Source organism: Sorangium sp. So ce327 (genome assembly GCF_051530205.1).
In the GTDB taxonomy this organism is placed as follows: Bacteria; Myxococcota_A; Polyangia; order Polyangiales; family Polyangiaceae; genus Sorangium; species Sorangium cellulosum_B.
This window is the reverse complement of sequence record NZ_CP150330.1, coordinates 9,824,912-9,837,094: the sequence shown is the minus strand read 5'-3', so window position 1 is coordinate 9,837,094 and position 12,183 is coordinate 9,824,912. Positions and strand designations below refer to the sequence as shown.

Genomic DNA, 12,183 nt, shown 5'->3' with positions numbered 1-12,183 from the left:
GTACCCTCCGTCGCGCCGCCGACCGACCGGCGGAGACGAACGGAGAAAGAGACACCACCATGGCCATCGTTCTTTACCACCACCCGTTTTCGCGCGCCGCCAACACCGTGTGGATGCTCGAGGAAGTCGGCGTCGAGTACGAGCTCAAGTTCGTCGACATCATGGCCGGCGACCAGAAGAAGGAGGACGTCACGAAGCTCAATCCGATGGGCAAGCTGCCCCTGCTCGTCGACGGCGGCACCGTCGTCACCGAATCCGCGGCGATCGGCCTCTATCTCGCGGATCGTTATGCCCCGGGCCGCCTCGCGCCGAAGCTCGACGACGCGGCGCGCGGCACGTATTTTCGCTGGTCGCTCTTCGCCCCCTCGGTCATCGAGCCCGGCTCGATGGCCAGGGCCGGCAACTGGGAGTTCCGCGCCGGCGCCGCCGGTTGGGGCAACTACGACGACATGATCGCGACCATGGAATCGGCCATCTCTGGCCGTGACTTCGTCCTCGGCAAGGAGTTCTCGATGGCCGACGTCATCTTCGGCGGCACCATCGCGTACATGCTCGACTTCAAGATGCTCGAGCCGCGCCCGAGCTTCACCGGATATGCCGAGCGGGTCAAAGCCCGCCCGGCGTACGCGAAGAGCGAGGCGCGCAACAAGGCCGTGATGGACGAGCGCGGCCTCAAGATGCCTGGGGCTTAGAGCTCCCTGAACGATTGCCAGCCGCTTCCCCCCTGCCGCTGTCCTACGATAAACTCGCGTATCCGTACACAGAACCCCAGGCCCGCTCACCCGACGAAGCCGCTTGAGAGGTAGCAGTTGTCTGGTGACGAAGAAGTGGGTCGGCTCGTCGCCGCGGGATCGCGAGTCGCTGGGAGAGACCCTGGCCTTGCACGGGTCTGGAAGGTGATGCAGGAGTAAAGCGTCGATCTGGGCCTTGCGCTAGTTGAAGGTGATATATGCGTTTTCGGCGACATGGAACAGATGTTACGGATGTGATTATTCACATATCGAGCACCGAAGGGAACTCTTCGGCCAGCATCGAGCTCGCCGATGTTCCACGCTCGGATGGCCTGCCCAAGATAACGAGCAGTGATCCTGATGTGGTCAGCGTCGATGGCATACCTCGCGTACGCGCCGTTGGCAATTTTTCGTTTTACCTCAACGCGCTCGCCACGACATCAGGTGGTGGCGCTGTAACGGTGACCGCGGCGACACGGTCCGGAATCCAGGCGACGCTAAGGGTTGTGGTTGACGTTGCGATAGAGTTGCCGGACCCTGCTACTGAAGCTGGAGCTGTCGCCAGACTGTTGATGTCGGAGGCCCGCGGTCCTTCCCACGCAGACTACCTGGCAGCAGAGACATTGGATAGCATGGGGTGGATGCAACGGGTCCTGGAGAACCGATTGGCGAACGACCCTTCTCAGTTCGGGGCGCGCGGGGCGAGAAGTTTGATCGACATCATTCGCGCCGCCGATCAGTTTGATGGGTTCTCCGATTATCCCAACTACGATCAGGCGGTTCGTCGTCGGCTGCAGCAGATGGTCAATGTCGCGAACAATGACAATGATCGAATGCAGTCGGATTTTCGGATTTTTATACAGAATGCTATCGATGTGGCTCGGTCGCGGGTCGCCATCCGGGACCCAAGCTCAACAGGCTTGTTCGGGTGGAGAGCCGCAGGGACTGGAAGTCCAGGGCCCAGGTTCGCGAGATTTCGTACGTTGGCCGGAAACACGTTCTTTACGTTGCGTCCATGATTGAAGCCTTGGCCTGATCTGAGCTTCTTGCCTGCGCGCATGGGCGCACTCCGGCTGTGGCCAGCACGGACGAGCAGCACCCTCTCCATGCCCGCGTGGTAGGCGAAGCGAGCGTGATCCTCGAAGGAGACACCGGCACGGTCGCGGATCTTCCAGGCACCCCTGGGCGTCGGGTCGAGGGCCAAGGTGAGCGAACCGACGTCGTCTCGTACGGTTTGCGGCCGCGTGGAGCAGCCGATGAGCGCGAGGACGGCGAACACAGGAGAAACACGCAGTCACGCAGGAAATCTTCAGCGCTGATGCGATCCCGAGCGGAACCGATACCGGGAGACTCGAGCGTCTCTCACCCTGTAAGACTGGAGCCCTCCTGCAACGTCGCCGCACCATCGGGCGCCTCGGAGCGCACGGACGGGCTGATCCGTGACAGGGCGAGCTCGCCCGCGCGGGCAACATGACACGCTGGCAGTACGATTGTGGTCGGGCAGTCCGGCGATGGCCGAGGTCCGGCGCCCACCCCTCTTAACGCGGTGCTCCGAAGGAGCCCTGCCAGCCATGTCCTCCCTCGGGCCCGAAGATGCCCGCGGGCCGGTCGATTGGAATTGACACCGGCAGTGTGAGCGTTCACATTCCAGTCGAGGACCCTCCTTTTGTTTCGGTTTGCTCGGGTCCTCCTGAGTACCGAGCTCTTCGTCGAATCTGAGCCATTCGGTCAATTTTTACACCGATCCTGTTCGCTCGGTCGTCGCGGAAGCGATCGCTGATCGACGGTGATCGGCGTTCTGCCAGGAGCGATCCAACAGAGGACGCGACAACCCTCGCTTGTTCGACGGCTATCGTGAAATTTTGCGTGCTGTCCCCCGGAGATGATTTCGTCGAGAATCCGGCGATGCTTGCGAAGCGACCGGATGGCAAGCTCGGGAACGAGGGAACCTATCGTGCGGCGGGCCGTGCCGAGACGCTCCTCGGGCGCACCGGCGTGATCACATCGGCCCCGTCCGGGAGCTCGTCTGAGCCGGGGGGGAGGCGCTTTGCCAGGGAGGCGGATCCCGTGAGGAACGCTCTGTCACCCGAGGTGAGTGTGGCGAGTCGCCCTTGATACGCTCGAATCGTTTTGTTTCCTTTTCACCTGATTCCGGTACGTAGGAGACCTGTGATGCAATATCAAACATTCAGCCGACTCGCCTTTGGTGTCACCCTTGCGAGTTGGGTCGCGATTTCGTGCGCCCCCGCCGAGTCCGACTCGAACAACGACGGAGGGGGCGGAGCGACGGCGGCCGCTTCCGTTGGTAGCACGAGCGGCAGCGGCGTTGCGACCTCGAGCGGCAGCACGAGCGGCAGCACGAGCAGCAGCAGCGGCGTTGCGACCTCCAGCGGCACCACCGCGGCTGGGACCGGCGGTGACGACAGCGGCGGGAGTGGCGGGGCTGAGCCGACCGGCAGCGGCGGTGCTGGCACGGGTGGCTGGCCCGAAGGAGCCATTCCCATGGGGAACGCGCCTGTGAAGAGCGCGGGGTGCGGCAAGGCAACCACGCTGACGAGCAAGGAGTATACGATCTCGAGTTCGGGCCAAAATCGCGTGTACTACGTCGATATGCCCAAGAACTACGACATGAACAAGCCCTACCGGCTGTTCTACACCTCGCATTGGATCGGCAGCCGCTACCAAGACGTCAAGGACCAAAACTTCTACTTCCTCAAGCCGCAGCTGGAGGCCGACGGAGAGCAGGCCATCTTCGTGGCCCCCTCCTCGGACGGTGCAACGTGGCAAGAGAAGGATCACGCGCTGTTCGACGACATCATGGAGCTCATGAATGAAAGCGTCTGCTACGACACGACCCGCGTGTTCGCGACCGGCTTCAGCTTCGGAGGGATGATCACCTATTCGCTGTCGACGAACCATCAAGCGGAGATCCGCGCGGCCGTGGGCATCGCCCCGGCCAACTACAACATCTGGTTGCCTCAGAAGACGCGTAAGCCCATCGCCTGGATGCACACGACGGGCATGAGCGACGGGACGTGCCCCTGGGTGAACAACGAAGGTCAAAAGCGCGGGGCCAAGTTCATCGCCCTCGAAAAGGCCGAGGACAACGGCTGCACGATCCCGAACGACATCCCGACTTCGAACGGCAAGTACAGCTGCTTCGATTTCCAGGATTGCGATCCGGAGCATCCGACGCGGGTGTGCACCTTCGGCGGCGGGCACACGAACATCGACGGCAATCCGAACTGGATTCCCATCGAGTCGTGGAAGTTCTTCAAGCAGTTCTGACCGACGTCCTCGCCGCGGGCGGGACCCTCGCCCGCGCGTAGCGCCGCGCTCGGGGCCTGAGCGGCGCATGGCGCCCTTCCCCCCATGGGTTTCAGGGACTGAACGTCGCGACGAAGATGTCGGAGCCGCCGGCGTGGGGGATGGGGCCGGTCCCGAAGTCGACCGCCGCGCCCGCAGCCCCTGTGAGGGCGATCACGCCGCTCGGCGAGATCGTGATGCCATGTGCGCTGGCGCCGAAGCCGAGGGTCCAGAGCTCGGCGCCGCTCGGGTCGAGCTTGGCGAGCCCGTTTCCGGCGACGACGATGTTACCAGCGGAATCGAGCGCGAGCGCGTCGCCGAAGGGGATCGCGTCGCTGAACACGTGGGCACCCGCGGCGTCCAGCTTGAGGAGCACGGGGCCGGCGGGCAGCACGCCACCGCCGAGATCGACGGTCCCGTCCGTGGTGCCGGCCACGAAGACCTCGTCAGCCGCATTGACGGCCACCGACCAGCCCGCCTTCCACGCGCCGCCAGGGGGGATCGACGGATCCGGCGCGAACGGGCGGCTCCAGAGCGCGGCGCCGGTCGGGTCGAACTTGCTGACCGTGAGATACCCTGCGTCGGCCTGCGGTGCGGTCACGGTCAGCGCGTTGCCAGCGCTGTCGATCGCGAGATCGGCGTTGTATTCCAGGGACCTGAAATAGTCCTCCGGGCCGGGAGGGGGCGTGATCCTGTGTTTCCAGAGGACATCGCCGCCAGGGCTCAACTTTGACAGGTAGGCGCCGTTCGCCCAAAGGTCGGCGTAGACCAGGTAGGTGTTGCCGAGCGCATCGACGGCGATCCGCTCGGGAACGCTGTAGCTCTCGATCGCGTCCGACGTGTAGATGGGCGCTTGACTCCAGATGGCCTTGCCATCGCGGTCGAGCTTGGCCACGAAGGCTACGGTATTGTGGTCCGGCTGGAAGGGGGGGAGGCACTGGTTCAACACCCTGGCGCCGCCACCCGCGTATGTGCCGGCGAGCAGGAGGTCGCCGTTGCCATCGACGGCCACGACGAGCAGGTGGCCGCTCGTCAGGCGCTCGCTCCAGAGCGGCGCGCCCGATGGATCGAGCTTGAGCAGGAAGTGGCGTCCGGGCGGGGAGGTCAGAGGGCCCGCGCCGAAGTCGATGGTTCCTGTGAAGGTGCCGGTGACATAGGTGTTGCCTGCGGCGTCGCTCGCGATGTTCAGGCCCTCGTCGGCGCCGGTGCCGCCGAACCCGCGCGCCCACGACAGCATGGGGCAATGGGGGTCGCCGTCGCAGTTCTCGTCCTCCGGCGTGGAGCAGAGCTCCTCGGCAGGCGTCACCTCGCCCACGCAGGGGCCGAAGCCAAGGCCGCTGGGCCGGCAGGTCTGCGTCCCCGCAGCGCAGGGGCCGACGCCCCTGGTCCCGGCAGGGCCGGAGTAGCACGCGATGACCGAGCCCGGCACGCACGTCTCGGACGGGTCTCCGCCGCCTCCGCCGTCGCTGCCGCCGCTGCCTCCTCCCTCGCCGCTGTCGCCGCTCGCCGGCGGATTGAATGTGGCAACATAGATATCCCGGCCTTCTGTATACGCGATCGGGCCGGTCCCGAAGTCGACAGGGCCACTCACAACGCCGGTGACGGCGACCGCGCCGTTCGGGGAGATGGCCATGTCCGCTACAGAGGCCGCGAAGTCGCGCGTCCAGAGCTCGGCGCCGCTCGGGTCGAGCATCGTGAGCCCACCCCCGCCGAGGAAGATGTTGTCCGCAGGGTCGACCGCGATGTTGCCGGTGTGGCGGGCGGGCTGGGTGAACACTTCCTCGCCGTCCTGATCCAGCTTGATGAGAGCTCCCTCGACCAGCACGAGGATCTCGCCCGCCGAGTCGACCGCCACCTTGCCACGGAAGCCGTAGTCGTCCAATCTCCGGGACCAGAGCAAATCTCCATCCGGAGAGAGCTTTGAGACGTACGTGTAGAGCGCAATGTAGTTGCCATCGATACCTGCTTCATTCACTGTTACCACGTTGCCGGCGCTGTCGAGCGCGAGGTTCATGTGGAAGCTCGGGCTGCCCGGAGTGCTCCGCCTCCAGAGGACATTGCCCATGGCGTCCAGCTTCACCACCGCTGTCGCGTCCTCCAACCCGATGGCGACGTACGCGTCGTCGAGAGCATCGATGGCCACCTTCGTCGCCCAGGTAGGATGCGAAGGGTAGAAGCGGAATCCATCGCTCCAGATGTGATTGCCGTCGGGGTCGAGCTTGGCCATGAATTGCCCGGAACGATCGGCCGGAGCCGGCAGGGCGCACCCGCCGAAGCCGAGGTCCAGGCCGATGCCAGAGAGGTCGTCCTCGTAGTTGCCGGCGATCAGGACGTTGCCGTTTCCGTCGATGGCCAGGGCATCTCCTGTCTCGCGCAAGGGGGTGCCGAAGCGCTTGCTCCAGAGCGGCGCGCCCGAGGGGTCGAGCTTGAGAAGGAAGATGTCGCTGCCACCGGCGCTGGTCAGAGGGCCGGCGCCGAAGTCGACCGTTCCTTTGAAGGCGCCGAGGATGTAGTAATTCCCCATGGCGTCGACGGCCACGGTCGATGTGGGATAGGTGGGCTCGATGCCGAACCCGCGCGCCCAGGCGGCCGGTTGCGGGCAATGGGGGGCGCCGTCGCAGCTCTCGTCCTGCGGCGTGGCGCAGACCTCCGCAGCAGGGGTGATCTCACCCGTGCAGGGCCCGTAGCCGAAGCCGTCAGGACGACAGGTCTGCGTCCCGGCCGTACAGCGTCCGACGCCGTTGGTCCCCTCGGGGCCGGAGTAGCACGCGACGATGGATCCCGGCACGCATGCTGCCGGCGAGCCGCCGCTCCCGGTCGAGGTGCTCTCGTCGCCGCCGCCGTGGCCTGCGGAGCCGCCGCTGCCCGTGGCAGCGGAGCCGCCGCCGTGGCCTGGGGAGCCGCCGCTGCCCGTGGCAGCGGAGCCGCCGCCGTGGCCTGCGGAGCCGCCGCTGCCCGTGGCAGCGGAGCCGCCGCCGTCTCCTGTGGTTGCGGAGCTGTACCCGCCGCCGCCCGCGGCGCCGCCGCTGCTGCTGCTGCTGCTGCTGCCGGGCGCGCTCGGACCGCATTCATTCGTGGGGCCGAAGGCGGCGAGGAGCAGGGCGGCGGAGGCACGCCGGTGAAGCCCGGAAGTCGAACCGATGGACTCGAACGGTCTTGCCATGCCGCCTCCGATGCTCGAGGCAGACGCCGCATTCATGCCGCGACCATCACGGCCGTGACCGGGAGCGCTCACCCCCGCGATGGCCCTCGAACAGCCTGCGCGATCGAGCATCAACCATCGTGAGCGTCAACAGACCATTGGGCCCGGGTTGGGCCCATGCCTCCCGAGGGGGTGCGAGCCATCGTCAATTCTACCACGACGTGCTAAGCGCTCGGAGATGGCTTCGGGAATGGGGTTATTGCGCTGCACACCGCTCGCCTTGGTCATCGCCTGCGCGGACGAATCCTCGCGCGCGCCCGTCGACGCGGGCACCGACGCGCCGCCCGCGGGCACCGTCACCGCGCCCCCACCGCTCCCGCGTGAGGCCGCCCTCGACGCGCGCTTCGTGAAGATCACCCTGCACCGCGAGTTCTACTGCGAGGGGGCGAGCTTTGCGGACTTCAATCACGACGGGGTGACGGATGTCATCGCGGGCCCGGACTGGTACGAGGGTCCAGGGTATGGCACGAGCCATCCCGTGTGGCCGAGGGAAGCCTTCGATCCGCACGGCTACTCGGATTGCTTTTTCGAGTTCCCCTACGACTTCGACCACGACGGGTTCACCGACGTCCTCGTCGTCGGCTTTCCGGGTGCGCCCGCGGCTTGGTACCAGAACCCGCGCGGCGGCGACGCGCTCTGGGCTCGTCACGACACGCTGCCGTGGCCGATCGACAACGAGTCGCCCCTGTTCGCCGACATCACCGGCGACGGCGTGCCCGAGCTCGTGCACATGTCGGGGGGCGTGCTCGGAACGTCGTCGCCCGGCGTGGACCCGACCGAGCCGTGGGTCTTCCGGGCGCTCACCGAGAATCGGGGGTACGGCGCGTTCACGCACGGCCTCGGCGCAGGCGACGTCAACGGGGACGGCGCAAGCGACTTGGTCGAGGCGAGCGGCTACTTCACGCGGAGCGCAGGGTCGCCCGAGGGCTTGCCGTTCACGCGCGTCGAGCAGCCGTTCGGCGCCGGGGGAGCGCAGATGCCGGTGTTCGACGTGGACGGCGACGGGGACGCGGACATAGCGACCACGCTCGCCGCTCACGGCTACGGGCTCTCCTGGTTCGAGCAGGTTCCGAACGCGGCCGGCGCCGCGTTCGTAGAGCATGTCGTCGTTCCGGGGACCCCACCCGATGCCGCGTCGAGCGTGTTCATGCACGAGCCGCACGCGCTCGCTCACGCCGACATCGACGGTGACCGGCTCCAGGACCTCGTGAGCGGCGAGCGCTTCTGGGGTCATGTGCCTTCCGGCATGCCGGACTTCGACGCGCCGGCCCGGCTCTACTGGTTCGAGCAGGCGCGAGCGGCGGAACGCATCGACTTCCAGCCCGCTCTCATCGACGACGATTCGGGGGTAGGCACCCAGCTCACGGTCGCGGACGGCAACGGAGACGGCCGGCCGGACATCGTCATCTCGAACAAGAAGGGCGCTTTCGTCTTCCTGCAACGCTAGAGCGGCGGTCACCCGCTTCGGATACGGGCCCATCTCGACGTTTTCGGTGCTCAGCGCACTGGAGTGCGCTTCCGCGCCGAAAACGCCGATCTGGACCCGTCTCCTGTGCGGGTGACCGCCGCTCTGCGACGCTCGTACTGTGCGGAGCCTTCCTGCCTGGGATGCCAGCGCTCCTTTCTTGCTCTCGCCGGCGGCCGGTCCACGCCCTTGGCCCCGAGAACCGTGCTGGCATCGACCGTGAGGTCGCTCCTCAGCGGCGCGGCCGAGCACGAGGCGGAAGGCGCGCGCCGGTGGACAGGGAGAGCGGTGCGGCAGTAGGACAAGGTATGGCGAAGCGGAGGGGCGCGGCATGGCTGTGGGCAGGGTGGGCGCTCACGGCGGGCGGGTGCGGGTGGCTGACGGGGCTGGAGCCCAGCTACTACGTGGTGGCGGCGGGCAGCGGCGGGAGCGGAGGAGGCGCAGGCGGCGAGGGAGGCGGCCGGAGCGGGAGCGGTGGAGCTGCCGGGACCGGCGGCGAGGCGAGCGGCGGGAGCGGAGGAGCCACAGGCGCAGGCGGCGAGGCAGGCGGCGCGGGGCCTGGCGGGAGCGGCGGAGATGGCGGGAGCGGCGGAGACGGCCTGAGCGGTGGAGACGGCGGGAGCGGCGGAGACGGCGGGAGCGGCGGAGACGGCGGGAGCGGCGGAGACGGCGGGAGCGGCGGAGACGGCGGGAGCGGCGGAGACGTGGCGTGTACGCCCGGGGAGAACGAGTGCGTGGACCAGGCGTGCGTGGAGGGGAAGTGTCGTGGGGAGTGCAGACCGGAGCTGGTGCGGTGTAGGGCGACGGACAACCGGCCGCAGCACTGCGATGAGCGCGGGGAATGGGAGGATGCGGCGCCGTGTGGAGGGGCAGCGCCAGCGTGCGACCGAGGGAAGTGCGTGCCGCGGAGCTGTGTCGGGCTGACGGAGACGTGCGGTCCTGGGCGCAACGAGAGCTGCTGCGCGACGGGCGCGGCGATACCCGGGGGAACGTTCAACCGGAGCAACGGCGCGGCGTATCCGGCGACGGTGAGCGGCTTCTTGCTGGATAGGTACGAGGTGACCGTGGGACGGTTCCGGAAGTTCGTGGATGCATATCCAGGGAGCAAGCCCAGGGCACGAGCAGGAGAGCACCCGAAGATCCCGGGGAGCGGGTGGGACGTGGGGTGGGACAGCCTCCTGCCCGCCGGTGCGGCGGCATTGAAGACCGCTGTGAAGTGCGAGCCGACCTTCAATACATGGACGGATGGCCCCGGCGCGAACGAGCACCTTCCGATGAACTGCCTGGACTGGTACGTCGCGTTCGCGTTCTGCGCGTGGGACGGAGGCCGGCTGCCGACGGAGGCGGAGTGGAACTACGCGGCGGCGGGAGGCGGCGGAGCGGACGGGCAGCGGGTGTATCCGTGGTCGAAGCCGCCGAGCTCGACGACGATCGACAGCACGTACGCGGTGTATGGCTGCGGGCCCGACGGTTCGTGCGCGTTCAGCGATGTTCAGGCGGTCGGGTCGAAGTCGCCGAAGGGGGATGGAAAGTGGGGGCAGGCGGACCTGGGCGGGAGCCTGTGGGAGTGGGTCCTGGATTGGTACGAGAACCCGTACGACCCGTCGTGCGATGATTGTGCAAATTTAACCCCCTCCTCGGACCGGGTGATCCGGGGCGGGAGCTTCTACGTCGATGCGCCGGAGCTGGTCTCCTCCTTCCGCGACGACTTCGAGCCGGCGCGCCGCAGCCGCGGCATCACGGCCCGGTGCGCGAGGACACCGTAGATCCGCGAGCCGCGCGCCCCGGCGCTGCCGCTCGACGTCGCCCGGCGCGGGCGAGGTGCGGCGGGATGCCGCCTCGTTCCACGCCTCGAACGCGGCCGTTCCAGATCGCTGCCTGGCGCCGCTCCGGGTAGCGCAGCATACTCTCGACGTCATTCTTGAGCGTCGCGGGCGGATTTCGTACGCCCGCCTCCGGGCCTGCCGCTCCGGCTGTCCCTTTACCGGCTTCAGCCCGGTGCCCCCATGCGTCTGCTCGGAGACGCCGTCGCCGAGCCTGGCACGCCGCGATCACAGGCCCCGTCACGTTGATTGCTGACGAACGCTGGCGCCTGGCGGAGGCGGACTCCGCCGGCGCGAGCGATCGTCTGAACAGAATCATGATGTGGAGGCAGAATGAAGAAGAGAGAACTTGGTCATCAGCTTGGTCTCGCGGCGTGCGCGGGCGCCGCGCTCGGCCTCTCCGCGGGCTGCTCGATTGAAGGCGCGTCGGACGAGCCGATCGAGGCGCTCGGGTCGCATTCGTCCGCGATCGTCGGCGGCGAGCTCGCCGAGGCGAGCCCCTGGGCCGTTCAGGTCTTCGACGTGCGCGGGAGCACCGGCGACTTCTACCAGTGCACCGGCACCCTCGTCGCGGCGCGCTGGGTGCTCACCGCGCAGCACTGCATCGCGGACGAGGGCGAGACGTCGGCGGTGCGCGTCGGCAGCAACACGTACGGCGCCGGCCAGCGCATCGCGGTCGACGCCGTCGAGGTGCCCTCGGCCGCCGCCGACATCGCGCTGCTCCACCTGACCGCGGACGCCAGTGGACCGTTCGTCCAGCTGGCCGAGTCGACGTCGGTCGCGGTCGGCAGCGACGCGACGGCCTACGGCTGGGGGAGCGAGGGCACGCCGCTGGTGATGGCGCCGTCGCTCAAGAAGGCGACCGTCCACATCGACGGCTGGTACTCCGTCGAGGAGCTCCTGGCGACGGGCGTGACGGGCGCGGGCTGGAGCGGCGACTCCGGCGGCCCGTGGTTCGTCGATGGGCGTCAGGTCGCCGTGTTCTCGGCTTCGAACGGGCAGAACGGCACGAACCTGCACGCGAAGCAGCTCGGCGTCGACGTCGCGCGCCACCGCGCCTGGATCGACGCCACGATCGCCAGCGGCCCCACCGTCCACCCCAGCAACCAGGTGGTGCTCCACGATCTCTCGAACTTCTCCGGCGTCTCGCAGGGCTTCGGGATCGGCCGCTACGACCTCCCGAACCTGACGATCATCGGAGACAACCGCGCGAGCGCCATCAGGGTCCCCGCCGGGCTCCGGGTCACGGCCTTCATGCACGGCAGCTTCGGGGGCGAGGCGCGCGTCTTCACCTCGGACACGGATCTCGTGGCCGCGGGCTTCAACGACACGATCTCGGGCATCGTCGTCTCGAACGCCTCGGACCCGCAGCTCGACGTGGTCACCTTCTACGAGCACGCCAGCTACTCGGGCCAATCGGTCATCTACGGCGTCGGCTCCAGCTACTTTATAAGCACCCCATGGGACCAGAGGGTCAGCTCCGTCCGCGTCCCCTCCGGCCTCCAGCTGACGCTCTACAACGGGCTCTGGCGCTACTCGGCCGAGTGGCGCGTCCTCACGGCAGACGCGAACCTCGCCCCCCTCACCTTCGACAACCAGACCCGGAGCTTCCTTATCGAGCGCCTGTAGGAGCGAGCGAGCGCGCGGAGCGGCCAG

At 67.7% G+C, this 12,183-nt stretch carries 7 protein-coding genes; 6 read left to right on the top strand and 1 reads right to left on the bottom strand.

Translation table 11 applies throughout. The features are described 5' to 3' along the window. Positions 1 to 59 precede the first annotated feature (59 nt). From WME95_RS36865 to WME95_RS36855, 3 genes are all read left to right on the top strand, one after another. Positions 60 to 692 carry a glutathione S-transferase family protein gene (locus WME95_RS36865; RefSeq protein ID WP_437904005.1) on the top strand — a complete coding sequence of 211 codons (633 nt, stop codon included), beginning with the start codon at positions 60 to 62 and terminating at the stop codon, positions 690 to 692. Between the two features lie 257 nt (positions 693 to 949). Then, a complete protein-coding gene (locus WME95_RS36860; protein WP_437904004.1) occupies positions 950 to 1,750 on the top strand; it encodes a hypothetical protein in 801 nt (266 codons plus the stop codon). 1,483 nt (positions 1,751 to 3,233) lie between these two features. Beyond that, positions 3,234 to 4,019, top strand: coding sequence for an alpha/beta hydrolase family esterase (locus WME95_RS36855; RefSeq protein WP_437904003.1), 786 nt, complete (start codon positions 3,234 to 3,236; stop codon positions 4,017 to 4,019). Positions 4,020 to 4,110: 91 nt separating this feature from the next. Here the strand turns inward: WME95_RS36855 and WME95_RS36850 are convergent, their stop codons facing one another. Then, complete coding sequence (locus WME95_RS36850) at positions 4,111 to 7,200, bottom strand: hypothetical protein (protein ID WP_437904002.1); 3,090 nt, start codon at positions 7,198 to 7,200, stop codon at positions 4,111 to 4,113. Between the two features lie 229 nt (positions 7,201 to 7,429). Here WME95_RS36850 and WME95_RS36845 point away from each other — a divergent pair, with 229 nt between their 5' ends. The 3 genes from WME95_RS36845 (at position 7,430) to WME95_RS36835 (ending at position 12,156) form a co-directional block, all read left to right on the top strand. Continuing rightward, positions 7,430 to 8,686, top strand: coding sequence for an FG-GAP repeat domain-containing protein (locus WME95_RS36845; protein ID WP_437904001.1), 1,257 nt, complete (start codon positions 7,430 to 7,432; stop codon positions 8,684 to 8,686). Between the two features lie 161 nt (positions 8,687 to 8,847). Beyond that, positions 8,848 to 10,470, top strand: a complete 1,623-nt coding sequence (locus WME95_RS36840; RefSeq protein WP_437904000.1) for a formylglycine-generating enzyme family protein — start codon at positions 8,848 to 8,850, stop codon at positions 10,468 to 10,470. A gap of 390 nt (positions 10,471 to 10,860) precedes the next feature. Then, positions 10,861 to 12,156 carry a S1 family peptidase gene (locus WME95_RS36835; RefSeq protein ID WP_437903999.1) on the top strand — a complete coding sequence of 432 codons (1,296 nt, stop codon included), beginning with the start codon at positions 10,861 to 10,863 and terminating at the stop codon, positions 12,154 to 12,156. Positions 12,157 to 12,183 lie beyond the last annotated feature (27 nt).